At 64.5% G+C, this 22,864-nt stretch carries 29 protein-coding genes; 20 read left to right on the top strand and 9 right to left on the bottom strand.

Annotated elements, in window-relative coordinates; translation table 11 throughout:
* The first annotated feature begins 270 nt into the window (after nucleotides 1–270).
* From LPJ38_RS28425 to blaOXA, 11 genes are all read left to right on the top strand, one after another.
* The gene (locus LPJ38_RS28425; protein ID WP_167520291.1) at nucleotides 271–1,677 is read left to right on the top strand and encodes a DegQ family serine endoprotease; all 1,407 of its coding nucleotides are present in this window, start codon (nucleotides 271–273) and stop codon (nucleotides 1,675–1,677) included.
* Entirely contained in the window at nucleotides 1,674–3,008 is a 1,335-nt protein-coding gene (locus LPJ38_RS28420) for a replication-associated recombination protein A (protein WP_145629816.1), read from the top strand. The genes LPJ38_RS28425 and LPJ38_RS28420 overlap by 4 nt, the downstream gene beginning before the upstream one ends.
* A gap of 56 nt (nucleotides 3,009–3,064) precedes the next feature.
* A complete protein-coding gene (locus LPJ38_RS28415; protein ID WP_145629817.1) occupies nucleotides 3,065–3,349 on the top strand; it encodes a type II toxin-antitoxin system RelE/ParE family toxin in 285 nt (94 codons plus the stop codon).
* 8 nt (nucleotides 3,350–3,357) lie between these two features.
* Nucleotides 3,358–3,675 (top strand): HigA family addiction module antitoxin, encoded by a 318-nt coding sequence (locus LPJ38_RS28410; protein WP_145629818.1) that lies wholly within the window; start codon nucleotides 3,358–3,360, stop codon nucleotides 3,673–3,675.
* Nucleotides 3,672–4,886: an RluA family pseudouridine synthase gene (locus LPJ38_RS28405; RefSeq protein WP_145629819.1), complete on the top strand. Its 1,215-nt coding sequence runs from the start codon at nucleotides 3,672–3,674 to the stop codon at nucleotides 4,884–4,886. The genes LPJ38_RS28410 and LPJ38_RS28405 overlap by 4 nt, the downstream gene beginning before the upstream one ends.
* Before the next feature lie 31 nt (nucleotides 4,887–4,917).
* Nucleotides 4,918–5,226 carry a hypothetical protein gene (locus LPJ38_RS28400; RefSeq protein ID WP_231088426.1) on the top strand — a complete coding sequence of 103 codons (309 nt, stop codon included), beginning with the start codon at nucleotides 4,918–4,920 and terminating at the stop codon, nucleotides 5,224–5,226.
* Nucleotides 5,227–5,279: 53 nt separating this feature from the next.
* Nucleotides 5,280–6,074 carry an ATP12 family chaperone protein gene (locus LPJ38_RS28395; protein WP_145629820.1) on the top strand — a complete coding sequence of 265 codons (795 nt, stop codon included), beginning with the start codon at nucleotides 5,280–5,282 and terminating at the stop codon, nucleotides 6,072–6,074.
* 355 nt (nucleotides 6,075–6,429) lie between these two features.
* Nucleotides 6,430–7,458: an acyltransferase family protein gene (locus LPJ38_RS28390; protein WP_158644734.1), complete on the top strand. Its 1,029-nt coding sequence runs from the start codon at nucleotides 6,430–6,432 to the stop codon at nucleotides 7,456–7,458.
* A gap of 331 nt (nucleotides 7,459–7,789) precedes the next feature.
* Nucleotides 7,790–9,400, top strand: a complete 1,611-nt coding sequence (gene fliK / locus LPJ38_RS28385) for a flagellar hook-length control protein FliK (RefSeq protein ID WP_167520292.1) — start codon at nucleotides 7,790–7,792, stop codon at nucleotides 9,398–9,400.
* Nucleotides 9,397–9,660 (top strand): EscU/YscU/HrcU family type III secretion system export apparatus switch protein, encoded by a 264-nt coding sequence (locus LPJ38_RS28380; RefSeq protein ID WP_080137218.1) that lies wholly within the window; start codon nucleotides 9,397–9,399, stop codon nucleotides 9,658–9,660. The genes fliK and LPJ38_RS28380 overlap by 4 nt, the downstream gene beginning before the upstream one ends.
* Before the next feature lie 76 nt (nucleotides 9,661–9,736).
* On the top strand, nucleotides 9,737–10,555 hold the full coding sequence (blaOXA, locus tag LPJ38_RS28375; RefSeq protein WP_145629822.1) for a class D beta-lactamase: 819 nt from the start codon (nucleotides 9,737–9,739) through the stop codon (nucleotides 10,553–10,555).
* A gap of 161 nt (nucleotides 10,556–10,716) precedes the next feature.
* Here the strand turns inward: blaOXA and LPJ38_RS28370 are convergent, their stop codons facing one another.
* Nucleotides 10,717–11,226: a hypothetical protein gene (locus LPJ38_RS28370; RefSeq protein ID WP_145629823.1), complete on the bottom strand. Its 510-nt coding sequence runs from the start codon at nucleotides 11,224–11,226 to the stop codon at nucleotides 10,717–10,719.
* 137 nt (nucleotides 11,227–11,363) lie between these two features.
* Entirely contained in the window at nucleotides 11,364–11,765 is a 402-nt protein-coding gene (locus LPJ38_RS28365) for a DUF4260 domain-containing protein (protein ID WP_145629824.1), read from the bottom strand.
* A 149-nt stretch (nucleotides 11,766–11,914) separates the two neighbouring features.
* On the opposite strand from LPJ38_RS28365, the gene LPJ38_RS28360 reads away from it, so the two are divergent.
* From LPJ38_RS28360 to LPJ38_RS28350, 3 genes are read left to right on the top strand one after another with little or no spacing between them, the layout of a single operon-like run.
* Nucleotides 11,915–13,447: an acyl-CoA carboxylase subunit beta gene (locus tag LPJ38_RS28360; RefSeq protein ID WP_145629825.1), complete on the top strand. Its 1,533-nt coding sequence runs from the start codon at nucleotides 11,915–11,917 to the stop codon at nucleotides 13,445–13,447.
* Entirely contained in the window at nucleotides 13,444–13,896 is a 453-nt protein-coding gene (locus LPJ38_RS38345) for a DUF7674 family protein (protein WP_430640279.1), read from the top strand. The genes LPJ38_RS28360 and LPJ38_RS38345 overlap by 4 nt, the downstream gene beginning before the upstream one ends.
* A gap of 17 nt (nucleotides 13,897–13,913) precedes the next feature.
* On the top strand, nucleotides 13,914–14,261 hold the full coding sequence (locus LPJ38_RS28350) for a hypothetical protein (protein WP_145629827.1): 348 nt from the start codon (nucleotides 13,914–13,916) through the stop codon (nucleotides 14,259–14,261).
* Nucleotides 14,262–14,270: 9 nt separating this feature from the next.
* Here LPJ38_RS28350 and LPJ38_RS28345 read toward each other — a convergent pair whose 3' ends face one another.
* The gene (locus LPJ38_RS28345; RefSeq protein ID WP_167520293.1) at nucleotides 14,271–14,420 is read right to left on the bottom strand and encodes a hypothetical protein; all 150 of its coding nucleotides are present in this window, start codon (nucleotides 14,418–14,420) and stop codon (nucleotides 14,271–14,273) included.
* 94 nt (nucleotides 14,421–14,514) lie between these two features.
* The gene (locus LPJ38_RS28340) at nucleotides 14,515–15,168 is read right to left on the bottom strand and encodes a glutathione S-transferase family protein (protein WP_145629828.1); all 654 of its coding nucleotides are present in this window, start codon (nucleotides 15,166–15,168) and stop codon (nucleotides 14,515–14,517) included.
* Between the two features lie 129 nt (nucleotides 15,169–15,297).
* Here LPJ38_RS28340 and LPJ38_RS28335 point away from each other — a divergent pair, with 129 nt between their 5' ends.
* Together LPJ38_RS28335 and LPJ38_RS28330 are read left to right on the top strand one after the other, a co-directional pair.
* Nucleotides 15,298–15,612, top strand: coding sequence for a hypothetical protein (locus LPJ38_RS28335; RefSeq protein ID WP_167520294.1), 315 nt, complete (start codon nucleotides 15,298–15,300; stop codon nucleotides 15,610–15,612).
* A gap of 129 nt (nucleotides 15,613–15,741) precedes the next feature.
* Nucleotides 15,742–16,032, top strand: a complete 291-nt coding sequence (locus LPJ38_RS28330; RefSeq protein WP_145629829.1) for a twin-arginine translocation signal domain-containing protein — start codon at nucleotides 15,742–15,744, stop codon at nucleotides 16,030–16,032.
* 127 nt (nucleotides 16,033–16,159) lie between these two features.
* Here the strand turns inward: LPJ38_RS28330 and LPJ38_RS28325 are convergent, their stop codons facing one another.
* From LPJ38_RS28325 to LPJ38_RS28315, 3 genes are all read right to left on the bottom strand, one after another.
* Nucleotides 16,160–16,408, bottom strand: a complete 249-nt coding sequence (locus LPJ38_RS28325; protein ID WP_145629830.1) for a GCG_CRPN prefix-to-repeats domain-containing protein — start codon at nucleotides 16,406–16,408, stop codon at nucleotides 16,160–16,162.
* Nucleotides 16,409–16,601: 193 nt separating this feature from the next.
* A complete protein-coding gene (locus LPJ38_RS28320) occupies nucleotides 16,602–17,609 on the bottom strand; it encodes an alpha/beta fold hydrolase (RefSeq protein ID WP_145629831.1) in 1,008 nt (335 codons plus the stop codon).
* Nucleotides 17,610–17,748: 139 nt separating this feature from the next.
* Nucleotides 17,749–18,447, bottom strand: coding sequence for an ArsR family transcriptional regulator (locus LPJ38_RS28315; RefSeq protein WP_167520295.1), 699 nt, complete (start codon nucleotides 18,445–18,447; stop codon nucleotides 17,749–17,751).
* Between the two features lie 146 nt (nucleotides 18,448–18,593).
* Here LPJ38_RS28315 and LPJ38_RS28310 point away from each other — a divergent pair, with 146 nt between their 5' ends.
* The 3 genes from LPJ38_RS28310 to LPJ38_RS28300 all read left to right on the top strand — a co-directional run bounded on the left by LPJ38_RS28310 (nucleotide 18,594) and on the right by LPJ38_RS28300 (nucleotide 20,158).
* A complete protein-coding gene (locus tag LPJ38_RS28310; RefSeq protein ID WP_145629833.1) occupies nucleotides 18,594–18,902 on the top strand; it encodes an NIPSNAP family protein in 309 nt (102 codons plus the stop codon).
* A 28-nt stretch (nucleotides 18,903–18,930) separates the two neighbouring features.
* Nucleotides 18,931–19,281, top strand: a complete 351-nt coding sequence (locus tag LPJ38_RS28305) for an antibiotic biosynthesis monooxygenase family protein (protein WP_145629834.1) — start codon at nucleotides 18,931–18,933, stop codon at nucleotides 19,279–19,281.
* A gap of 67 nt (nucleotides 19,282–19,348) precedes the next feature.
* Nucleotides 19,349–20,158 carry an isocitrate lyase/PEP mutase family protein gene (locus LPJ38_RS28300; protein ID WP_145629835.1) on the top strand — a complete coding sequence of 270 codons (810 nt, stop codon included), beginning with the start codon at nucleotides 19,349–19,351 and terminating at the stop codon, nucleotides 20,156–20,158.
* A 157-nt stretch (nucleotides 20,159–20,315) separates the two neighbouring features.
* Here LPJ38_RS28300 and LPJ38_RS28295 read toward each other — a convergent pair whose 3' ends face one another.
* The gene (locus tag LPJ38_RS28295) at nucleotides 20,316–20,738 is read right to left on the bottom strand and encodes a hypothetical protein (protein WP_145629836.1); all 423 of its coding nucleotides are present in this window, start codon (nucleotides 20,736–20,738) and stop codon (nucleotides 20,316–20,318) included.
* 167 nt (nucleotides 20,739–20,905) lie between these two features.
* Between LPJ38_RS28295 and LPJ38_RS28290 the strand changes: the two genes are divergently transcribed.
* Entirely contained in the window at nucleotides 20,906–21,547 is a 642-nt protein-coding gene (locus tag LPJ38_RS28290; RefSeq protein ID WP_145629837.1) for a trimeric intracellular cation channel family protein, read from the top strand.
* A gap of 76 nt (nucleotides 21,548–21,623) precedes the next feature.
* On the opposite strand, the gene LPJ38_RS28285 is transcribed toward LPJ38_RS28290, so the two are convergent.
* Nucleotides 21,624–22,841, bottom strand: a complete 1,218-nt coding sequence (locus tag LPJ38_RS28285; RefSeq protein ID WP_145629838.1) for a c-type cytochrome — start codon at nucleotides 22,839–22,841, stop codon at nucleotides 21,624–21,626.
* Nucleotides 22,842–22,864 lie beyond the last annotated feature (23 nt).

The raw sequence follows: 22,864 nt of genomic DNA, 5'->3' as shown, positions 1-22,864 counted from the left end.
CGGAGCCTAGGTGCGATCGATGACTGCTCCGCGACGCTGCGGCCCGGTTGCGCGGTTCCCACTGATGCCAATTCGCCGCAACCGAATCCGCTTCAGCCACAATGCTGGATGACGCGCATCATGCCAATCGATCGTCATGGCAATTTGCCATTTCGCACGCTGGGCTTGCGGGCCGGACACACCTGAAAGGGGCCGAATAAGGCCGCCTGGCGGCCTTCTATTGGCGGGCGAACGCGCCTATATTCCGGCGTCTTTTCCAAGAGGGTAGGAATGTTTCGATCGATCCGTGCTGCCGTCATCATGGCATTGTGCATAGTGTCTTCAGGGCACTTCAGCCCGTCCGCCGCGCAGGACCGCCGCGTCCCGGCGTCGCCGGCCGAGCTGCGGCTGTCCTATGCGCCGATCGTGCAGCGGGTGCAGCCGGCGGTCGTCAACGTCTATGCCGCCAAGGTCGTGCAGAACCGCAATCCGCTGCTCGACGACCCTATCTTCCGCCGCTTCTTCGGCGTGCCGGGCCAGCAGCCCGAGCAGATGCAGCGCTCGCTCGGCTCCGGCGTCATCGTCGATGCGTCCGGCCTCGTCGTCACCAACGTGCACGTCATCGAGGGTGCGGACCAGGTGAAGGTGTCGCTGTCGGACAAGCGCGAGTTCGAAGCCGAGATCCTGCTGAAGGACTCCCGCACTGATCTCGCCGTGCTCCGCCTGAAGGACACCAAGGAGAAATTCCCGACTCTCGACTTCACCAATTCCGACGAGCTCCTGGTCGGCGACGTCGTGCTCGCGATCGGCAATCCCTTCGGCGTCGGCCAGACCGTGACCCACGGCATCATCTCGGCGCTCGCGCGCACGCAGGTCGGTATCACGGACTACCAGTTCTTCATCCAGACCGATGCGGCGATCAACCCCGGCAATTCCGGCGGCGCGCTGGTCGACATGGCCGGCAGGCTCGCTGGCATCAACACCGCGATCTATTCGCGCTCTGGCGGCTCGCAAGGCATCGGCTTTGCGATCCCGGCCAACATGGTGCGCGTCGTCGTCGCCTCCGCCAAGAGCGGCGGCAAGGCGGTGAAGCGGCCGTGGCTCGGTGCCAAATTGCAGGCGGTGACGCCCGAGATCGCCGAGAGCCTCGGACTGCGCTCGCCGACCGGCGCGCTGGTTGCGAGCGTGGTGTCGAACGGCCCGGCAGCGAAAGCCGGCCTGAAATCCTCCGATCTCATCACCGGCATCGACGGCCAGACCGTCGATGATCCCAACGCCTTCGACTACCGCTTCGCGACCCGCCCGCTCGGCGGCTCCGCGCAGATCGACGTGCAGCGCGGCGGCAAGCCGGTCAAGCTGGCGGTGGCGCTGGAGACCGCGCCAGACACCGGGCGCAACGAACTCGTCGTCACCGCGCGCTCGCCGTTCCAGGGTGCGAAGGTCTCGACCATCACGCCGGCCGTCGCCGATGAGCTGCGTCTGGATGCCGACACCGAAGGCGTCGTGATCACCGACATCGGCGGCGATACCGCGGCCGCGAGTGTCGGCTTCCAGAAGGGCGACATCATCCTGGCCGTCAACAACCAGAAGATCAGCAAGACCGGCGACCTCGAGAAGGCCGCAGGGGAACGGGCACGGATCTGGCGCATCACGCTGGTGCGCGGCGGCCAGCAGATCAACGTCACGCTGGGCGGATGAGTCCGAAGCGACCACAGGAGACGCCAACGCTCTTCGCCGCGGCGGGGCTCGACCACGATGCTCCGCATCCGCTGCCGGACCGGCTGCGTCCGCGCGCGCTGTCGGAGGTCGTCGGGCAGGATCACATCCTCGGCCCGGACGGCGCGCTGACGCGCATGCTGGAAACGCGTACGCTCGGTTCGCTGGTGTTTTGGGGACCGCCCGGCACGGGCAAGACCACGGTCGCGCGGCTGCTGGCGGATGCGACCGATCTGCATTTCGAGCAGATCTCCGCGGTGTTCTCCGGCGTCGCCGACCTGAAGAAGGCCTTCGATGCCGCGCGCGCCCGCCGCGAGATGGGCAAGGGCACGCTCTTGTTCGTCGACGAGGTGCATCGTTTCAACCGCGCCCAGCAGGATTCGTTTCTGCCAGTGATGGAAGACGGCACGGTGGTCATGGTCGGCGCCACCACCGAGAACCCGTCCTTCGAGCTCAACGCGGCGTTGCTCTCGCGCGCGCGCGTGCTGGTGTTTCGCTCGCTCGATGCCGCCGCGATCGAAAAGCTGTTCGCGCACGCCGAGGCGGTCGAAGGCAAGAAGCTGCCGCTCGACGCCGAGGCCCGCGCGGTGCTGGTGCGCATGGCCGACGGCGACGGCCGCGCCTCGCTGACGCTCGCCGAAGAAGTCTGGCGTTCGGCGCGGGCGGACGAGATTTTCAATGCCGTGCAGTTGCAGGAGATCCTGCAGCGCCGCGCGCCGATCTACGACAAATCGGCCGACGGCCATTACAATCTGATCTCCGCCCTGCATAAGTCGGTGCGCGGCTCCGATCCGGATGCCGCGCTGTATTATCTCGCGCGCATGTTAGATGCCGGCGAGGATCCGCTGTTCCTGGCCCGCCGCGTGGTGCGCATGGCGGTGGAGGACATCGGCCTTGCCGATCCGCAGGCGCTCGTCATCGCCAACGCCGCCAAGGACGCCTTCGATTTCCTCGGCCATCCCGAAGGCGAGCTCGCCATCGCGCAGGCGGTGGTCTATCTCGCCACCGCCCCGAAATCGAACGCGGTCTACACCGCCTTCGGCAGCGCGATGCAGGTGGCAAAACAGGCCGGCTCCCTGCTGCCGCCAAAGCACATCCTCAATTCGCCGACCAAGCTAATGAAGTCGGAAGGCTACGGCTCCGGCTACGCATACGACCACGATGCGCCGGACGCCTTCTCCGGCCAGGACTACTTCCCGGACGCCCTGGGCCGCCAGACCTTCTACGATCCGCCCGAGCGTGGCTTCGAGCGCGAGATTCGCAAGCGGCTGGAATACTGGGCCAAGCTGCGCAAGGAGCGGGGTGGGAATTAGGCCCTCACAGCGGATTTACTATTTACGTAACTCGTAAATATTGATAGTGCTTAGGCATGATTCTCGGCTACCGCGACAAGCGCACCGAGCGATTTGCCGCTGGTCAGCACGTCAAGGAATTCTCGGGATTTGCCCGCCAGGCAGAGACGCGCCTTGATCGATTGGACGCGGCAACGAGCTTAGCCGACTTGGCGGCATTGCCCGGCAACCGGCTGGAAGCCTTGAAGGGCGATCGCGCAGGACAATTCTCGATCCGGATCAACGATCAATGGCGGATTTGCTTCAGTTGGCCAGAGGGATCTCTTGGACCAACTGACGTAGAGATCGTCGACTATCACTGAAGGAAGCTATGCCCCGCACACCAATTCACCCCGGCGAACAGCTTGCCGAAGAACTGCGCGAGCTCGGCATCACGGCCGCGGAACTGGCGCGCCAGATCGATGTGCCGGTCAATCGCGTCACCGGCATCATCAACGGGCAGCGCGGCATCACCGCTGACACGGCGCTGCGTCTAGGTCATTGGTTCGGTACCAGCCCGCAATTCTGGATGAACCTGCAACAGCAATATGAGCTGCGGTTGGCGGAGAAGGAGATTGGCGCGCAGGTTGCGTCGCTGCCCCGCCGCGCCAATACGCAGTCGACACGAAAGCTTGGAAAAACCGCATGAGCCGTCGCATCAAGAGAATGAATCCAAAACCTCGCGATCACGACGATCGCAAGGAGGCGCGCCCGTTCAAGGCCCATAGCGCCAAGAAATCCGGACCGCGGACGGGTGGAAAGCCCGGTGCCAAGCCGCCGCGCTTTGCGGGCGAGCGCGCCGAGCGTCGCGCGCCCAAGGCTGAGCCGGAAAGGGCCGCACCCGAAAAGCCCGTCGAAGCACTGCTGCCGACCAAGGTGCAGACCGTCATCGTGGCGGCCGACGAGAACAACATGCGTGTCGATCGCTTCCTCGAAGCGCGCTTTCCCGGCCTGTCGTTCTCTCACATCCAGCGCGTCGTGCGCAAAGGCGAGCTGCGCGTCGACGGCAAGCGCGTCGACAGCAAGGACCGGCTGGAGGAGGGGCAGAGCGTCCGCATTCCGCCGCTCAAGCTCGACGCACCGAAGGTTGTCGGCGAGCTCTCGGAGGCCGCACAGAAGACGCTCAAGGCGCTGAAGGAGATGACGATCTGGGAGGACGACGATGTCCTCGTCCTGAACAAGCCGGCCGGCCTTGCGGTGCAGGGCGGCTCGGGCATGACGCGGCACATCGACCAGATGCTGGAGGTGATGCGCGATGCCAAGGGCCAGAAGCCGCGCCTCGTGCACCGCATCGATCGCGAGACCTCGGGTTGCCTCCTGATCGCCAAGACGCGCTTTGCCGCCTCGCATCTGACCGGCGCGTTCCGCTCGCGGTCGGCACGCAAGGTCTATTGGGCGTTGGTGCCGGGCCTGCCGAAGCCGAAGCAGGGTCGCATCTCGACCTTCCTTGCGAAGGAGGAGAGCGAGGACGACACCATCATGCGCATCGCCCAGCATGGCGACGAGGGTGCCAGCCACGCGGTGACGTACTACGCGGTGGTTGAGACCGCCGGCAACAAGCTGACCTGGGTGTCGCTGAAGCCGGTGACGGGCCGCACCCACCAGCTTCGCGCCCACATGGAGCATATCGGCCATCCCATCGTCGGCGATCCCAAATATTTCAACATCGAGAACTGGCAGCTGCCGGGCGGCCTGCAGAACCGGCTGCACCTGCTCGCGCGCCGGATCGTCATTCCGCATCCGCGTGGCGGTGTGATCGACGCCACCGCGCCGCTGCCGCCGCACATGCAGCAATCGTGGAACCTGCTCGGTCTCGATGCGGCAAGGTTTGATCCGATCGAGAACGCGCCGGAAGAATAGCGAGGTTGAATAGGGGCGGCAGGCGCACGACATGTCCCCCATGAGACGATTGTCGATCTGCTTTGCGCTATTGGTCACTCTGTTCGCAGGGCAAGCCGCCCATGCGCAGTATGTGTCGCCGGGCGCATCGCGGCTCGCTCCACCGCTGCCTGCGCCGCCAGCGCCGCCGAGGATCGAGGTGCCCCAGATTCCGCAATTCGACGCGCCGCCGCGCTACAATTACCAGCCGCTTCCGCGCAATTCCTTCAGCGATCGCGTCACGAAGTGCCTCGACGACGCTGCCGCCGCAGGACTGGGCCCGGCCGATCGCGGCACCTATGCGCGCAGCTGCGCGAACTAGCGGCCAGGACGACGCAGGTAATTTTGACTGACGACAGGGATCGAAGAACCGACATGCGCGAATTGTTCGAAGAAGCTGCGGGGCAGCCCCCGCCGGATCCCCGGCAATCGGCGCGCGCCTCCGCGCGCACGCCGCTGCGCAAGCGCTTCTACAAGCAGGCTAGCGTCGCCGATGCCGAGGGCGGCTTCGCCATCACCCTCGACGGCAAGCCGATCCGCACGCCGTCCGGCCGTCAGGTGGTGATCCCCTCGCGCGAACTTGCCGATGCGGTGGCATCCGAATGGGGAGCGCAAGGCGAGACGATCGATCCCGTGACCATGCCGCTGACGCGGATCGCCAACAGCGTGATCGAGGGTGTGGTCGACCGTGTCGAACTCGTCAGCGACGACCTCGCAAAATATTTCGAGACGGACCTCCTGTTCTACCGCGCTGGCCACCCGGAAGGGCTGGTCGCCCGCGAGGCCGCACACTGGGATCCCGTGCTGTTCTGGGCGGCGCAGACGTTGGGGGCGCATTTCATCCTGTCCGAGGGCGTCATGCACGTGAAGCAGCCGGACGACGCGGTGAGGGCGGCGCGCGCCGCGCTGCCCGGGGATGCCTGGTCCATTGCGGCGCTCCATATGGTCACCACCCTGACCGGCTCGGCGCTGCTGGCGCTGGCGCTGGCCCATGGCGCGCGCGACGCCGACCAGGTCTGGGCCGCGGCCCATGTCGACGAGGACTGGAACATCGCCCAATGGGGCGTGGACGAGGAGGCAGCTCAGCGTCGGGCCACCCGGGCGCGAGATTTCCAGGCCGCCGTGACGGTTTTGGCGGCAGTAAGGCCGCCCGCAGCCAAAGGTCCTTAACGAAAGGGTTCGGACGTCACGTCCTAAACAGCTGATATCGTCGCAATGGATGCGCCGGCGATGCGTCGCTGCTTAGTCCGTATCGCGAATGCCGCTGCGAGCGGCCGCAATGCGCCGCTGCGCGCCACGCAACGAACAGGAGGCATTCGAGTCGTTCAGGGCGGATTCGCCCCGGTGGATGGGTGAACGCAGACAACCTCAGATTCGTAGCCTTGGCCCGAGTCCACATGCCAGATCTGCCCCATACTGGATTTGCGGGAAATCCGGGACGTTTGCTTGTCCGCGCGTGCGGCAAGATCGATTGCTCGGCCTAGGGTTGTGGGGTAGCGTTCTAACCCTAGGGGTGGGGACTGGAATGGGAATTTTGCGGTTTTTTTTGGCTGCTTGGGTCGCTGGTGGTCACGCCGCGCTCTTCTCGATCGGCCAAACTATGCCTAATCCAGCCGCGGCAGTTATCGTCTTCTTCGCCATTTCCGGGTTTTTGATGACGACGGTCCTCACCCGACCTCAATCCGAGCGCTGGATTTCAAGCTTCTATCTCTCCCGGGCGCTGAGGATATTTCCGCTCTATTGGATTACGCTGCTCGTCACGATCGTGTTCGGGACCACAGCGATCGTGAACACCAGTTTCGGGCCGGTTGACCCATTCGGCAACATTCTAGAATACTGGGACGGTTCGGGGCTGGTGGCGCGATCGATCATCGTCTTTGCAAACCTGACAACCGTGCTTCAGGACGTTCTTCGTCGGATCGTATACATCCCTTCAATGGGAGATTTCGACTTTTATCCGCCTTACCCTGCAGATCCCATTCAAGGACTCTCGTTCAATATCATCGGGCAGGCGTGGAGCTTGGGGCCCGAAATCTTGTTCTATTTGGCTGCGCCATTTTTCGTGCGACAGGCCGAACGCGTGATTGGTGTCTTACTGCTCTGCGCAGCAGCCCGCGTCACCAATGGCGACGTGATGTACATCCACTATGCGCCAGCGTTTTTGACCGGCGTTCTTCTGGCACATATGAAGGCGCCACCGAGGATATTGATCTTGTCCGCGGCGGCGCTCAGCTTAGCAATGACGATCGGAATTACCCCGGATGGAAAAGCTCTCGTGGCGTTGCTGATCCTCAGCATTCCGTTCGCCGCAATGGTCAGATTTCGGATCGATACTTTTCTCGGCGACATGTCATACCCGCTCTACATCACCCATTTTTTGGTATTCCAGGCATGTGCGTCAGCGGACCACAGAGAGGTTGTAACCGCTGGCGCGATGCTAGCTGTGGCGCTCGTCGCGACGCTCGCAGTAGAGCATCCGCTGAAGCGATACAGGCACGGAATGTCGCCCAGTCAGGCTACTTTTGCGGATCTGGAGCGGCGCGCTCCTGCATGACCTTAATCAACGTGGCGCCGCTGCGATCTCGCGGGCTGTGCGTCAACGTGCTTCGTGCGCCGATACCCCCGGTGGACAGCCTGGATGTGCCGCTCAAGGCACGCTGAAAAGCATATGCCGCCGTTATGACAGGGGAACGCAGAGAGAAAACTCGACACAACCGCACAACCTAGAAATCGCTCTAAGATTGCGCGACGGTCCAAAGGCGGAACAACGAGCCGCCTGCCTCGCCTTGGGCGCATCGCCTCCAACGATTCCAATGCCGTAGACTTAACGAGAGGTTTACGACGGTGCCCTTAGGGTGGGGCAGCATTCCCTGGGCCCCTCCAAGATGCCGACGCCGATCAATTCGATCCTTCCGGTCAATGCCGCCAGCGCCGCGGCTGATGCGACGACGCCCGATCTTGCGTTGCAGGCTGGCAGCGTCGTGAATGCCAAAGTCGTCAGCGTGCTCGCCGACAATCTGGTGCGGATCGCGATCGCCAACCTCGCAATGGATGTGATGTCGGAAGTAGCGCTCACGCCGGGGCAAAATCTCCAGCTCGCGGTGTCGAAGAACGACGGCACCATCCGCCTCGCGGTCATGGGCGGGGCGGGCGAGGCAACTCCCGATCAGGTTACGTTGACCGCCCGCGCGGCCTCGCTGGTGGAGAGCCCGCCGCTGGCGCCATCGGCAAGCCCGACACGCAACACACTGACACCGGCAGAACACGTCGCTGTCAGCGCAGCCTCCGCCGACGCCGTGACCAGGCAGGGCAGCCAGGCACCGCTGTACGCCAATTTGGCCGCGGTCGTCACCGGCAGCAACCTGCCGGCGGGGCTGAAGCAGGCGGTGCTGGACGTGCTGGCGCAGCAGACACCGCTCAACACCGCTCTCGATGGCGGCGACATCGAGACGGCCTTCCAGAAATCCGGCCTGTTCCTCGAGGCTTCGCTGGCCGCGGCTGCGACGCCGTCGGCCGGCGCGCCGGCCGATTTGAAAGCGGCGCTGCTGGTGCTGCGCCAGACCCTGGCCACGCTTCAGACCGCCGCGCCCCAGCCGCAAGGCGCCGCGCTTCCGAGCAGTGCCACGGCGACAGCCGCACCGGCTCAGCCAACAGGCGCCGCCGTGCCGGCCGCTGGTCCGTTAGCCGAGGCCGAGATCAACCAACCGCCGCAAATACCGCGCAGCGCCACGCCCACAGCCGCCGTGCTGGCCGATACTGTCGCGGGCGTTGCGCAGGCCGCGATGCCCAGGACCATGTCGGCAGACCTTGCTGCCAGCCTCTTGCAGGAGATGACGCAAAACCTGCCGCGCATGCTCGGCAACGTGCCCGGCTCCAACAAGGCCGTGCCTGATGGCCACGTCTTCGAGGCGGAGGCGCACGCGACCACGCCACCGCCGTTTCGGGGGGCACTGCCGGCCTCGCAGGCGGTCGCCTCGCCATCGCTCGCGCCCGATACGCCGCTGGCCGCGACCGTGCAGCGCCTGCTCGACGACACCGATGCCGCAATCGCGCGGCAGACCTTGCTCCAGGTCGCCTCGCTCCCCGATCGCACGGACGCGAGCGGCCACCGCATCGATCCGGCCGTACCGCAATGGAATTTCGAGATTCCCTTCGCGACCTCGCAGGGCACCGCGATGGCGCAGTTCGAGATTTCGCGCGACGGCGGCAACGAATCCGCCGATGCCGCCACGCGTGCCTGGCGCGCGCGCTTCTCGCTCAATGTCGAGCCGGCCGGCCCCGTTCACGCCTTGATCACGCTGAACGGCGACAAGACCTTCGTGCGGATGTGGGCCGAGCGGCCGGCGACTGCGCAGCAGCTCCGCGCCGGTATCGGCGAGCTCAATCAGGCCCTGACGCGCGCCGAGCTCAAGCCGGGCGACATCATCGTGCGCGACGGCACGCCGCCGCAGCCGGCACCGGCCCGCGCCGGCCATTTCCTGGACCGCGCCACATGAGCGACCCCTCCAAGCTCGCGATCGCGCTGCATTACGAAAAGGGCTCTGGCGCGCCCGTCGTCGTCGCCAAGGGCAAGGGCACGATCGGCGAAAAGATCGTGGAGATCGCCAAGGCGAACGACATCCCGATCGAGGAGAACGAGATCCTGGCCGGCGCGCTCTCCAAGGTGGAGCTCGGCGACGAGATCCCGCCCGACCTCTACAAGGCCGTCGCCGAAGTGCTGGTGTTCGTGCTGCGGCTGTCGGGGCGGGGAAGGTAAAACACGACCCGTCATCGTTTCACCACGTAGCGGCTGCATGGTTCGCGGCGCTTTCACTGCTCAACGGACATCGCGCTTGCTCACCCGTCGTTCCACTCTCGGCCTGCTCGCCGCAGCCACCATCCTGCCGTCACGTGCGTTCGCCCACGTTGCGCCGCCGCGCAACGAGATCCGCGACAGCCTCGCCAAGCGCTTCACCGATCTCGGCACGTCGGGCACCTTCGTCGGCTACAAGGTCGAGGATTATCTGATCGTCGCCTCTGACAAGGATCGCTCGGGTGAAGGCAAGCTGCCGGCCTCGACCTTCAAAATTCCGAACTCGTTGATCGCGCTGGAGACCGGCGTTGTCACCGATCCCGACAAGGACGTGTTTGCCTGGGACGGGGTGAAGCGCCCGATCGAAGCCTGGAACAAGGATCACACGCTGCGCAGCGCGATCGCGGTCAGCGCGGTGCCCGTCTATCAGGAGATCGCGCGCCGCATCGGCCAGGAGCGCATGCAAAAATACGTCGAGGAGTTCGACTACGGCAATCGCGACATCGGCGGCGGCATCGACCAGTTCTGGCTCACCGGAAATTTGCGCATCGATCCGGTCGAACAGATCGACTTCGTCGACCGGCTGCGCCGTCGCGCGCTGCCGATCGGCAAGCGCAGCCAGGACCTCGTCTGCGACATCCTGCCGGTGACCAAGGTCGGCGACAGCATCATCCGCGCCAAGTCCGGCCTGCTGGGCGCCGAGCGCGGTGAGCCGTCGCTCGGCTGGATGGTCGGCTGGGCCGAGAAGGGCGAGGCGCACACCGTGTTCGCGCTCAACATGGATTGCAAGGAGCCGCGCCTCATCGGTGAGCGCATGCCGCTGACGCAAGCTTGCCTGACCGAGATCGGCGCGATCTAGCGTTGGTGCGCTGCCGCGACTCTCTCACCAACGTTATTGCGAGGAGCTCTTGCGATGAAGCAATCCAGAGTCTTTCCCGAGAGCCAGCCTGGATTGCTTCCGCCTTCGCTAAGGCTTCGGCGGACAAGTCGCTGCGCTCGCAATGACGGAGCGGGCCAGCCTTACGCGCTATCAGTCTTCTTCGCCGTCAATGCCTGGTCGATCGCAAAGGCGCCGATCTCGCTCATCGCCTGCGAGATCACGTCGCCTTTCCGGGCAAAGCCACTGGACAGATAATCGAACTGCGTTCGCGCCAGCCGCAGCACCTCGATCGGCACAGCGACCGATGTCTCGTTGAAGCGGTCGACGGAGGCGCGCAAGCCGTCGAGCTCGCTCGTGAGCTTGCCGATATGGCTCTCCGCATGCTGCATCAGGCCGAGCAGCTTGCCGCGCTCGGCGTCGAAGGCGAGCTCCGCGGCCTCGCGCAGCTCGGTGTTACGCGTGCTCTCGATCTGCTGCTCGTGATAGAGCCGCTCGGCCGACATCGCTCGCTGCGCCAGGGACTCGATCAGGCTCGCCGCGCGCAGCAGCATCTCGCCGTTCCGCTCCGACACCATGCTGGCCATGCGCCGCAGGAAGTCGACGGTCTCGGACGATGAGTTCGGCGGCAGGGGAACGATCGTCGCGGACATGAGGATGCTTGCAGCCAGACGTGATGGACCGCCGCCGTACCGACTTGGCTCACGCAACATTCGGCGCCTGATCGCGAGCCTCGAAGCAAGCCTGAATCGGCTGATCCGGTCAACCGGCCACGCCGTTAAATCCGAGGTCAGACCTCCTTCCGGCCGATCCGCCCTAAATGGGTGAAGCCGAACCCGGCCGAATATTTCAGCCCATAGCCCAGCGCCCGGTCGATGCCGATATGGGCGAGCCAGATCAAGGCGATGGACAGGGTCAGCGGTGAGGCGAGGCCGAAGCCCAGTGTCAGCAGCGTCACCGGCGCCATGTAGCTGTGGGCGGCGTTGTAGACCATCGCGCCGAAGCGGGCGTCGGACAGGTATGCCAGGAAGCTCAAATCCGGGACGAAGAAGAGCAGGGCGAACACCAGCCAGGAGCCATCCCATGCCGCGTAGAGCATCACCATGCCGGCGAACAGGGTCAGGCCTTCCAGCCGAAGCAGGATATTGACGCCGCCTGTCGCAGCTCCTGTTTCGGTCACTCGGTCGTCCATCTTCGTCTCCCAGGCAAAACTTTGTAATTCCTTGCGCTTTCACGCTGCGGCAGGGCAGCCCTGCGGTCCGGAAAGCCGCTTCCCGGGCCGCAAAATGCCGTGTTAGAACCCCCGCCAAGCGTGGCTTAGTTAAGAACTGGCGGGAGCAAATGAAACACATCCTGGACGCCCTTGAAGATCGTCGTGCCGGCGCAAAGCTCGGCGGCGGGGAGAAGCGCATCGAGGCGCAGCACGCCCGCGGCAAGCTGACCGCGCGCGAGCGCATCGAGCTCTTGCTCGACAAGGGATCGTTCGAGGAGTTCGACATGTTCGTCGAGCACCGTTCCACCGAGTTCGGCATGGAGAAGAACAAGATCCCCGGCGACGGCGTCGTCACGGGGTGGGGCACCGTCAACGGCCGCAAGACCTTCGTCTTCGCCAAGGACTTTACGGTGTTCGGCGGCTCGCTCTCCGAGACGCACGCGCTGAAGATCACCAAGCTGCAGGACATGGCGATGAAGGCGCGGGCGCCCATCATCGGCCTCTATGATGCCGGCGGCGCCCGCATCCAGGAAGGCGTCGCCGCGCTCGCCGGCTATTCCTACGTGTTCCGCCGCAACGTGCTCGCCTCCGGCGTGATTCCGCAGATCTCCGTCATCATGGGCCCCTGCGCCGGCGGCGACGTCTATTCGCCCGCGATGACCGACTTCATCTTCATGGTGAAGAACACCAGCTACATGTTCGTCACCGGCCCCGACGTGGTGAAGACCGTCACCAACGAGGTCGTCACCGCCGAGGAGCTCGGCGGCGCCTCGGTGCACGCGACGCGCTCCTCGATCGCGGACGGCGCCTTCGAGAACGACGTCGAGACGCTCTTGCAGATGCGGCGCCTGATCGACTTCCTGCCGTCCAACAACACCGATGGCGTGCCGGAATGGCCGAGCTTCGACGACATCGGCCGGGTCGACATGTCGCTGGACACGCTGATCCCCGACAATCCGAACAAGCCCTACGACATGAAGGAGCTGATCCTGAAGGTCGTGGACGAGGGCGATTTCTTCGAGATCGCGGAGAGTTTTGCCAAGAACATCGTCACCGGCTTTGGCCGCATCGCCGGCCGCACTGTCGGCTTCGTCGCCAACCAGCCCATGGTGCTGGCCGGCGTGCTCGACAGCGACGCGTCTCGGAAGGCGGCGCGCTTCGTCCGCTTCTGCGACGCCTTCAACGTCCCGATCGTCACCTTCGTCGACGTGCCGGGCTTCCTGCCGGGCACCGCGCAGGAATATGGCGGCCTAATCAAGCACGGCGCCAAGCTCCTGTTCGCCTATTCGCAGTGCACCGTGCCGCTGGTTACCATCATCACCCGCAAGGCCTATGGCGGCGCCTTCGACGTCATGGCCTCGAAGGAAATCGGCGCCGACATGAACTACGCCTGGCCGACCGCCCAGATCGCGGTGATGGGCGCCAAGGGCGCGGTCGAGATCATCTTCCGCTCCGACATCGGCGACCCCGACAAGATCGCCGCGCGAACCAAGGAGTACGAGGACCGCTTCCTGTCACCGTTCATCGCGGCCGAGCGCGGCTATATCGACGACGTCATCATGCCGCACTCGACGCGGAAGCGCATCGCGCGGGCGCTGGCGATGTTGAAGGACAAGAAGACGGAAATGCCGGCGAAGAAACACGACAATTTGCCATTGTGACACGGAGTAGCCCGTATGAGCGAAGCGACATCCGAGTTTTGCTACGTTCCACATGTCGCTCATGTGGGCTACTCGCTGAGGAAATAGTGGGCGACCTTCATCGAAGTGTCTTTCTGAAGGAGCTAAAGGACTCCTTTCCGGACTTGAGATCCGAAATTAACGGGCAGCACGGCCTGTTGCATCTAGAGGTGCACGTGTTTACCGACTTCGTGCAACGAGGTATCGTCGCGAGAAATGCAGAGGAGGTCGCCTCGTGCTTCAAGCTTGCCGAGAAGTACTTCAGGGATGGAAATGATCATCTGCAGAATGCCATCGGCGTTTCCTTCCTCGAGCACCTAAACTTGCAAAACGCTCAGTGGGCATGGGAGTTGCTGGGGACGATTCTGCAGCGAGAGTATTTGCAGTTGGTCGACGCTGGCACGGCGAAGCCTTTGCCTTATCGTCGCTAGCGTCCCCGTGAGACACGATGACCGAATCCGATCCGACCGACGAAATCTCCGACATCGAGGATCGGATCGAAGCGCTCGCCGAGATCGCAGAGCGCTGCCGCAAGTACATCCTCGCGTCCAAGATTGCGATCGGTGGCGGGGCTGCGCTGCTGTTGATCACAATCCTTGGCCTGTTTGGCTTCGGCCAGACCGCCGCGCTCGGATCGATCGCCCTGGTGCTTGGCGGGATCGTCTCGCTCGGCTCGAACATCAGCACGTTGCAGCAGACGGAGGACGCCATCGGTGCCGCGGAGGCGCGGCGCTCGGCATTGATCGGGAGCATCGACCTTCGCGTCGTCGCCGACGCGCCGCTGAAATTGGTGTGACGTGGCGTCTTACGCAGCTTTGCGCGTCAGCCCCTGTAACTCCGTGCGGCATTCGGCGGCGAAGGCTTGAAGGCGCTCGGCTGTCTGCTGGTCGAGGATCGCCTTCGCCAGCCGCTCGGCGCGGGCGACCTGCTCCTTGAGATATGCGATGCGGGACATGTGTCATCTCTGGCGGAAATAAACCCCGGCGAATTGCTTCATTCCGGTGGTGAAGACTCTTACGCCGAAGGCTGGACCGATTGCGTGAGTTACATCACACCCCACGCTTCTTATCCGCCGCGGCGAAATGCGCCATCTGGTCGGCGTGGGCCTTCGCAAACGCTGGGCGGGCGGTGGCGCGCATGACGTAAGCGCGGCAGGCCGGACTGTCCGCGAGACCATCGAAGCCATCGACAACACGCAGCACGTCCGCCATCAGGATGTCGGCGACGGAGAAGGAACCGGCCAGCCATTGGCGCGCCGCGAGCACGGCGTCGAGATGCTTGAGCCGAAGCTTCAGGAAGCCGTCCACGAATTTCCAGGCCGGCGTATCGGTCGGATGTCCCATGAACTTCGACATTCCCCAGGGTAGGCTGGCCACCTCCACCGAATTGAGCGCGGCAAACACCCATTCGGTCGCTTCGCTGCGGCCGCGCACATCGGCTGGCAACAGCTTGTCGCTGCGTCCGCCGAGATGCAGCAGGATCGCACCCGTCTCGAAGATCGAGAGGTCGCCATCGGTCAGCCACGGCACCTGGCCGAACGGCTGGTGCGCAAAATGCGTGGGCCCCCGGTCCTCGAACGGCACGCTCGCCACGCGATAGGGCAGGGCGGCCTCTTCGAGCGCCCAGCGGACGCGAAAGTCGCGCACGAAGCCCCTGGGCGCCTCGGGAACCCAGTCGAAGGTGGTGAGCGTAAGGTCGGCCATGTGATGTCTCCGTGTCCCGGTTCGAGCAAAGGACGATCCAAGCGCGCACGTTCCGACACCGGCACCGAACTTTTTTGTAGCCGGCGGCCGAAGCGGGTAGTCTCGGCTCAAACAACAGGAGGAAATCCGATGCCCGCTGCCTTCTTCGTCGTTCGCGCCATCGTCACCGATCCCGGCAAGCGCGCCGCTTTCGACCGATGGTACGAGAGGGAACATCTGCCCGACGCGGTGAAGGCGTTTGGCGTCAGCAAGGCCCTGCGGTTCTGGAGCCTGGACGATCCCTCGCTGCACCAAGCCATGTATCAGTTCGATGACGAGGCGAAGCTTGCGGCGATGCTGAAGGGCGATGCGCTCAAGCAACTCGTCGCCGATTTCAATCGCGACTGGCCCGATGTGACGCGCACGCGCGAAACGCTGGTGCTGGCGCAGGCGTTCGCGACGTAACAAGACCCGGGCTCCGAATTCTTCATCTGGCCGCAGCGAAGCTGAACGCACGATTCAGCTTCGGTTCATGTCGTGACCGCGACACTTGCTCTGCATCACAGGCACGATGATCCAAGAAGGAAGAAAATCATGGAGCGCCGGAACTTTTTGAAACTTGCATTGGGCATCACGGCGGGAGCCGCTGCCTTTGCCGCGACTGCGCAGGCGGCGCCGCTGTCCCCGCAGCCGGTCGGTGATCCCACTCGCATGCCGCAAGGCAATGCCGACGCTCAGCCCGCAGTCAGCACCAGCGAGGAAGCCGCGAGGCTGTCGCCCGAGCAGGTTCACTGGCATGGCCATCACCGTCACCGTCACTGGGGCTGGCACCGTCGCCATTGGCGCCGGCACCGCCGGCGTTGGCACCGCCGCCATCACTGGTAAGCTTGCGAAGTCCGCGGATTGGATGGGGATCGCCGCTGGCGGTCCCCGTTGTTTTTCGAAGGCTTAAGTCCCAAAGGAAATGGCCGCGCAGGGTAATCCTGCGCGGCCATTTGCAATGCGATAAAGATCAGTACGGACGGCAGCGGCCAGCGTACCAGCGGAAACCGTAGGGGCACACGCGCGCGCGGGGCGCCACGACGACCGGCGGGGCGACCACGATGGGGGCGGGGCGCACGACGACCGCGCCGCGCATCGGACGGCAGCCGCCATAGGCGCCGCGATACCAGCCGGGGCCGCAGCCGCCGGCGGCGCTGGCCATCTCGCTGAACCCGACGACCGTGCTGGCGAGCACGACGGCTGCGAACAGATATTTCATTTGATCTTCCTTCTCGTCCCTGGGGGCAGGCTTAGGGGATGGCGCTTGTGGCGCACAATGAATCAAGGCATACGATTCGACACGTTAAAATTGGAGAAACGCGCCGACACGTCGCGATCCAAACCTGCCAATCATGACCTGAATGCGGCATGAATGGTCCCCGGATCCTGCCTCCGACGACACGCAAGTGTCTCTAGCGGCCGAGAAAGTTCAGCACCAGCTCCCTGTACTTCGCGGGCGCCTCGAGGAAGACGAGGTGCCCAGTGTCCGGAATCACCTCGGCCTTCGCATTGGGCATCTTCGCGGCGAGCGACTTCGCGAGTTCGGCGTTCTGCCCCATTTTGGCGCGCAGCGCCTCCGGCGCGAGGGGCCGGCCCGGCGCGTTGTGATCGTCGGCGCCCATCACGAACAGGGTGGGGACTGTGATGAGCGGGATTTCGTGCGCCACCGGCTCGCGATAGATCATCTGACCAGAGCTGACGAAGGCGCGCAGCCAACGCGGATAGTCGGGACTGCCCTTGATGTTGAAGCGGGCATCGATGAACGGCGTGATCTGATCCGGCGACAGCTTGATCGCATAATTGGTCTGGAGCTGCTTGCGATAGCCCTCGGCCGTGAGCCTGTCCTCGGTCTCGATCATCTTGTCCGTCGGCGTCGGCGGCACGTAGAGACGGTAGTCCTCCAGTCCGATCGGGGCGGTCAGCACCAGATGGGCGACGCGGTCGGGATAGGCGCGGGCGATGCGCACGCCGAGCATGCCGCCGAGCGAATGGGCGACGATCTCGGTCTTCTCGATCTTGAGGTGATCGAGCAGCGCCATGGTGTTGCGCGCCAGATTGTCGAAATGCAGCTCGCCGGTCGGCTTGGACGATTTGCCGAAGCCGACCTGGTCCGGCACCACGACGCGATAACCCGCATCGCTCAGCATCCTGATCACGGGTGCCCAATAGCTCGACGGAAAATTGCGCCCGTGCAGCAGCACAACGGTGCGGCCGTTCGGCTGCGCGGGCGCCACGTCCATATAGGCCATGCTGAGCTGCTCGCCGTCGTTGACGAGCGGCAGCAGGTGCACGGGATAGGGATAGGCAAAACCTTCAAGCGCGATGCCATAGGGTTCGCGCGGCGCGGTGTCGGCGGCGTGAGATGCGAACGATGTCATGAGGAGGATGGCAGCGAGCGCGGCCGAGAGGATGCGGGTCATGGAGGTCTCCGTCATGCCCGGGCTTGTCCCGGGCATCCACGTGCCAACCGCAATAGAGACGTGGATGGCCGGGTCAAGCCCGGCCATGACGAGATCATCCGATCACACGCAAACGTGCGATCTCACGCAGCTTGCGTGATCAATCCTTGCCTTCACCAAACAGCGCGGCGAACTGCTTCTCGCCGGTGCGGGTGAAATTCACCACGCGGCTGCCGGGCGTGGCATCGCGCGCGGCCCATTTGAGCTCGGCGAAGCGCTGCATCATGGCAGCGCCCAGCGTGCCGGCGAGATGATGCCGCCGCTCGCTCCAGTCGAGACAGGCCTTGCACACCGGCCGGCGCGGATGGGTGAGCATGTCGGGCGAGATCTGCAGGTGCTTGGCGAGGAAGCGTTCGCCCTCGGCCGTGAGCTCGATCTCCTGCTTCTTCTGCCTGATCAGTTGCCGTGCGCGCATGGTGTCGAGCATCTGCACGCCGAGATCGCCGGCGAGATGGTCGTAGCAGATCCACGCGCGCCGCAGCGCCGGATCCTTCGGCCCGGTGCGCACGCGCATGTGCCCGGTGCGCGCGGCAAGTCCGGCCAGGCCCTCGAGCACGCCGGCGACGTCGTCGTCGGTGAGGCGGTAATAGCGATGGCGGCCTTGCTTCTCCGGCTCGACGAGGCCGCCGGCTTCGAGCTTTGACAGATGCGAGCTCGCGGTCTGCGGCGTGATGCCGGCCTCCTGCGCCAGCTCGCTCGCAGTCAGCGCGCGGCCGTTCATCAGCGCGGTGAGCATGTTGGCGCGGGCGGGATCGCCGACCAGCGAGGCGACCATGGCGATGTCAGGGCCTGATTTCATGCTTCGATGGTAGCCGAAGCATTGTAGTGGTGCAAGCGCGTAGCTTGTTTCTGCAAACACGTCATTGCGAGCGCAGCGAAGCAATCCGGTGCTTCCGCGGCGACGGCGTCGCTTTGCTCGCTGCAACGGCCAATCAGGAGTCCATCATGTCCGTCACTGTATTCATCCGCTACCAGCTCGATCCGTTCAAGCGCGCGCAGTTCGAGGAATATTCGAAGCGCTGGCTCACCATCATTCCGAGATGTGGCGGCGAGTTGATCGGCTATTTCATGCCGCATGAGGGCACCAACAACATCGCGTTCGGCTTGATTTCGTTCGAGAGCCTGGCGGCGTACGAGTCCTATCGCAAACGCCTGCGCGCCGATCTCGACGGCACCGCGAACTTCAACTTCGCGGAGGCCGAGAAATTCATCCTCACGGAAGAGCGCACCTTCCTGCGCAAGGTGGTAGTATAGGCCGCGATATCGTTAGCAGGAGACGTCAATGATCGCCGTGATCTTCGAAGTCTGGCCGAAGCCGGAACACCGCCAGGACTATTTCGACCTCGCGGCCGACCTGAAACCGCTGCTGCAGACCATCGACGGCTTCATCTCGGTCGAGCGCTTCGAAAGCCTGACCGAGAAGGGCAAGATCCTGTCGGTGTCGTTCTGGCGGGACGAGGCGGCGGTCCAGGCCTGGCGCAACACGATGGAGCATCGGCGCACCCAGGCCAAGGGCAGGGCGAAGATCTTCGCCGACTATCATCTGCGCATCGCCAGCGTCATCCGGGACTATGGTATGACCGATCGGGAGCAGGCGCCGAGGGACAGCCGAGCGGTGCACGACGCGCACTAAACCTGCCGGGCACTAGCGCAGACCTGAATGCGCGCCTATGTCTTCGCGGCTCACAAGGGAGAGAAACATGCACGTCACGACCGCGGACAAGCGCGCGACATTCAGGAAGCTGCACGAGAGCGGCTGCTTCATCCTGCCCAATCCTGTCGATGTCGGCAGCGCGAAGGCGTTGCAGCATCTCGGCTTCAAGGCCATTGCGTCATCGAGCGCGGGCTTTGCCTGGACCATCGGCAAGGCCGACAACCGCGTCGCGGTCGAGGAGGTCTGTCAGCATCTGGCAGCATTGAGCTCGGCGGTCGACATCCCCGTGAACGCGGATTTCGAGGGCGGCTTTGCGGTCGAGCCGGACAAGGTCGCCGACAATGTCGAGCGCTGCGTGCGTACCGGTGTTGCCGGCCTGTCGATCGAGGACTCCGCCGGCGACAAGGCCAATCCGCTCTACGATCACGCGCTCGCGGTCGAGCGGATCAAGGCTTCGCGCAAGGCGATCGGCGACAGCGGCACGCTGCTGGTCGGGCGCTGCGAGGCTTATCTGTGGGGCGTCACCGATCTCAAGCTCGTCATCGACCGGCTCACCGCCTACGCGGACGCCGGCGCCGACTGTCTCTACGCGCCGGGCCTGAAGACCCGCGAGGACATCACGGCCGTGGTGAAGGCGGTGCACCCAAAGCCGTTCAATCTCCTGATCGGCGGCTCCGGCCTGTCGCTGCAGGAAGCCGAAGATCTCGGCGTGCGCCGGATCAGCGTCGGCGGCTCGCTCGCCCGCGCCGCCTGGGGCGGCTTCATGCGCGCGGCAAAGGAGATGGCGGAGCAGGGGACCTTCACCGAACTCGGCAACGGCTATTCCGGCGGCGAGCTCAACAAGATGTTCAGCTAGAGCGTTTTCGAGCGAAGTGGATACCGGTTCGCGTGAAGAAAACGCGTCAAACGAGAATCTAGAGCTTCGGTTCTGATTCAATCAGAACCGTACTGCTCCAGCCAACGAAAAGCGGCGGGATCTGCATCCCGCCACTCTCTCGCTTTTCCGTACTGTATTACTTCGCGCCCTCAGACGGCGTCGGCGTATCCGGCGCCGGCTTTGCAGCAGGCGTATCCGGAGCCGGCGCAGCCGGCCTGCTCGGCGCAGCACCCGTGGTCACGCCCGGCTCGGTATTGCTGCGCGGCGTCACGTCACGCATGCCGGAAGGGGCCGCCGGATTGGTCGTCTGTGCGGTCTGCGAGGCCGGCGTGTTGCTGGCCTGGTTGGTCGTGCTGGTGTTGTTCAAGCCGTAGAACACGGCACCCAGCACCAGCGCGATCGCAACGGCGAATAGCGCAACTCTGCCGCTCGAGGCGGGGCCTTCGCCGAGCTCGGGATCAGCCTGAAGGTTGGCATCATCCCGGCGCGCCGTGCGAAGATACTCATCGTCGGCGAGGTTCGGGCGGTACGGATCGTTGGGAAAACGGTCGTCGGCCATCGATTGGTCTCCTCGGGTTATGACGGCGGGACAACCCGTGGATGCGAGATTCTGTTCCGGGCTCCCCTATGCTTTCGTCTCATGTTGCCCTCGCGGCGGGAATCGGGAACCTGTCTGAAAAGGGAACTGAATGCGAGTTCCAATGGCAGCGACGAAGGGAACAAGCGATGTGGAGCCTGCCGCCGACGGATAGCGTGCTGCATCTTCTCGGGTTCGTCGCCATCACAGCGGAAGGCATGACCGCGGCGCTGGCCGCCGGCCGGCGCAGCATGGACTATGTCGGCGTCTGCCTGCTCGCCTGCGTGACGTCGCTTGGCGGCGGCACGCTGCGCGACCTGTTTCTCGGTCATTATCCGCTGGTGTGGGTCGCCAATCCGATCTATCTCGCGCTGCCGGGCGGGGCGGCGCTGCTGACGATCCTGATCGCGCGGCTGGTGCATCGGCTGCACCTCGCCTTCATCGTGCTTGATGCCATCGGCCTCGTCGTCTTCACCATGATCGGCTGTGACGTTGCCTGGCAGATGGACGCGACGCTGCCGATCGTGATCGTCTCCGGCATGGTGACAGGCTGCGCCGGTGGCGTGTTGCGCGACGTGCTCTGCAACGACGTGCCGCTGCTGTTTCGCTCCGAACTCTATGCCAGCGTCTCCGTGGTGACGGGCCTGTTCTACGCGACCGCCTTCGGCCTCAATCTCAACGCCGAGCTCTGGACGGCCCTGACCTTCGTGCTCGGCCTCAGCTTCCGCCTGCTCGCGGTGCGCTACAAATGGGAGATGCCCAAATTCGTCTTCGTGGGGGACGAGAGGTAGGCGGTATCGCGCGAATGGCGAGTAGCGATTGGCGAATGGATGTGCCACTCGCTACTCGCCATTCCCCATTCGCCCCTCACTTCCTCGCCCTCGCCACCTGCGCCGGCGTCACCAGCGGGGCCGCATTGCCCCAGGAATTACGGATGTAGTTCGTCACCGCCGCGATCTCGTCGTCGGACAATTGCTTGGCATAGGCCGGCATCTCGCCGGTGTTGGGCGCGCGCGGTGTCGTCACGGTGTGGGCGCCGTCGAGGATGATGCGCAGGGTGGAGGACGGATTGATCGATTGCAGCAGCGCGTTGCCGGGCAGCGGCGGATAGATCCGGGGTGCGCCCGTGCCGTCGGCTTCATGGCAGGCGATGCAGAGCTTGGCGTAGACCGCCTGGCCCGCCTTCATCTCGGCATCATCGGGGGGAGTTACGATCGTCTCGCGCCGCGCCGGCGGCAGGCTCTTCAGGTAGACCGCGATCGCGCGCACATCCGCATCGCTCATTTTCGAGGTCGAGTTGACGACCACCTCCGCCATCGGCCCGCCGGCGTGGCTCCTGGCGTTGCGCCCGCTTTGCAGATATTCGACGATGTCTGCAGGGCTCCACGATTTCAGCCCGGTGCGGGCGGCACCATCGAGCCTTGGTGCGTACCAGCCTGCGACCTCGTTGCCCGACAGCGCCTGCGCCAGCTTGTCCGCGCCAAAGTAGTTCTTCGGCGTATGGCAGGCGCCGCAATGACCGAGCCCGGTCACGAGATAGCCGCCTCTGTTCCACGCGGCGCTCTGGCTCTGGTCCGGCTCGAACAGGCCGGGCTTGAAATACAGATAGTTCCAGACCCGCATCAGGCCGCGATAGCCGAACGGCCAACGCAGCTCCGGCGGCTTGTTGCGGCTGGTGACAGGCGCCAGCGTCGCCAGATAGGCCCGGATCGCCAGCGTGTCGTCCTTCGTCATCCGCGTGAAATAGGGATAGGGAAATGCCGGGTAGTAGTTCGAGCCGTCGGGCGCGAGGCCATAGCGCAAGGCGCGCGTGAAATCGGCATCCATCCAGGCGCCGATCCCGGTGTCGCGGTCCGGTGTCAGGTTCGGCGCATAGATCGCGCCGAACGGCGTATCGATGCGCTTGCCGCCCGCGAACGGCTTTGCCGGATCGGCGGTGTGGCAGCCCGCGCAGTCGCCCGCTTCGACCAGCGCCTTGCCATAGGCGATCAGCTCCGGCGATGGCGCGCCGGCGCCGGCCGCGCTTCCGACCGCACTGCACAACGCCAAACTCACGAGAGCCAGCCCAGCCAGAATCGTCCGCATCGAAAGCCTCTCCTGCGACCAAT

Origin of the sequence: Bradyrhizobium daqingense, assembly GCF_021044685.1 — a bacterium.
GTDB classification, from domain to species: domain Bacteria; phylum Pseudomonadota; class Alphaproteobacteria; order Rhizobiales; family Xanthobacteraceae; genus Bradyrhizobium; species Bradyrhizobium daqingense.
This window is presented reverse-complemented; position numbering and strand designations above follow the sequence as displayed.

Coding starts and splice junctions, on each gene's coding strand:
- LPJ38_RS28425 (WP_167520291.1), top strand. CDS start 271: ATGTTTCGATCGATCCGTGCTGCCGTCATCATGGCATTGTGCATAGTG.
- LPJ38_RS28420 (WP_145629816.1), top strand. CDS start 1,674: ATGAGTCCGAAGCGACCACAGGAGACGCCAACGCTCTTCGCCGCGGCG.
- LPJ38_RS28415 (WP_145629817.1), top strand. CDS start 3,065: ATGATTCTCGGCTACCGCGACAAGCGCACCGAGCGATTTGCCGCTGGT.
- LPJ38_RS28410 (WP_145629818.1), top strand. CDS start 3,358: ATGCCCCGCACACCAATTCACCCCGGCGAACAGCTTGCCGAAGAACTG.
- LPJ38_RS28405 (WP_145629819.1), top strand. CDS start 3,672: ATGAGCCGTCGCATCAAGAGAATGAATCCAAAACCTCGCGATCACGAC.
- LPJ38_RS28400 (WP_231088426.1), top strand. CDS start 4,918: ATGTCCCCCATGAGACGATTGTCGATCTGCTTTGCGCTATTGGTCACT.
- LPJ38_RS28395 (WP_145629820.1), top strand. CDS start 5,280: ATGCGCGAATTGTTCGAAGAAGCTGCGGGGCAGCCCCCGCCGGATCCC.
- LPJ38_RS28390 (WP_158644734.1), top strand. CDS start 6,430: ATGGGAATTTTGCGGTTTTTTTTGGCTGCTTGGGTCGCTGGTGGTCAC.
- fliK (WP_167520292.1), top strand. CDS start 7,790: ATGCCGACGCCGATCAATTCGATCCTTCCGGTCAATGCCGCCAGCGCC.
- LPJ38_RS28380 (WP_080137218.1), top strand. CDS start 9,397: ATGAGCGACCCCTCCAAGCTCGCGATCGCGCTGCATTACGAAAAGGGC.
- LPJ38_RS28370 (WP_145629823.1), bottom strand. CDS start 11,226: ATGTCCGCGACGATCGTTCCCCTGCCGCCGAACTCATCGTCCGAGACC.
- LPJ38_RS28365 (WP_145629824.1), bottom strand. CDS start 11,765: ATGGACGACCGAGTGACCGAAACAGGAGCTGCGACAGGCGGCGTCAAT.
- LPJ38_RS28360 (WP_145629825.1), top strand. CDS start 11,915: ATGAAACACATCCTGGACGCCCTTGAAGATCGTCGTGCCGGCGCAAAG.
- LPJ38_RS28350 (WP_145629827.1), top strand. CDS start 13,914: ATGACCGAATCCGATCCGACCGACGAAATCTCCGACATCGAGGATCGG.
- LPJ38_RS28345 (WP_167520293.1), bottom strand. CDS start 14,420: ATGTCCCGCATCGCATATCTCAAGGAGCAGGTCGCCCGCGCCGAGCGG.
- LPJ38_RS28340 (WP_145629828.1), bottom strand. CDS start 15,168: ATGGCCGACCTTACGCTCACCACCTTCGACTGGGTTCCCGAGGCGCCC.
- LPJ38_RS28335 (WP_167520294.1), top strand. CDS start 15,298: ATGCCCGCTGCCTTCTTCGTCGTTCGCGCCATCGTCACCGATCCCGGC.
- LPJ38_RS28330 (WP_145629829.1), top strand. CDS start 15,742: ATGGAGCGCCGGAACTTTTTGAAACTTGCATTGGGCATCACGGCGGGA.
- LPJ38_RS28325 (WP_145629830.1), bottom strand. CDS start 16,408: ATGAAATATCTGTTCGCAGCCGTCGTGCTCGCCAGCACGGTCGTCGGG.
- LPJ38_RS28320 (WP_145629831.1), bottom strand. CDS start 17,609: ATGACCCGCATCCTCTCGGCCGCGCTCGCTGCCATCCTCCTCATGACA.
- LPJ38_RS28315 (WP_167520295.1), bottom strand. CDS start 18,447: ATGAAATCAGGCCCTGACATCGCCATGGTCGCCTCGCTGGTCGGCGAT.
- LPJ38_RS28310 (WP_145629833.1), top strand. CDS start 18,594: ATGTCCGTCACTGTATTCATCCGCTACCAGCTCGATCCGTTCAAGCGC.
- LPJ38_RS28305 (WP_145629834.1), top strand. CDS start 18,931: ATGATCGCCGTGATCTTCGAAGTCTGGCCGAAGCCGGAACACCGCCAG.
- LPJ38_RS28300 (WP_145629835.1), top strand. CDS start 19,349: ATGCACGTCACGACCGCGGACAAGCGCGCGACATTCAGGAAGCTGCAC.
- LPJ38_RS28295 (WP_145629836.1), bottom strand. CDS start 20,738: ATGGCCGACGACCGTTTTCCCAACGATCCGTACCGCCCGAACCTCGCC.
- LPJ38_RS28290 (WP_145629837.1), top strand. CDS start 20,906: ATGTGGAGCCTGCCGCCGACGGATAGCGTGCTGCATCTTCTCGGGTTC.
- LPJ38_RS28285 (WP_145629838.1), bottom strand. CDS start 22,841: ATGCGGACGATTCTGGCTGGGCTGGCTCTCGTGAGTTTGGCGTTGTGC.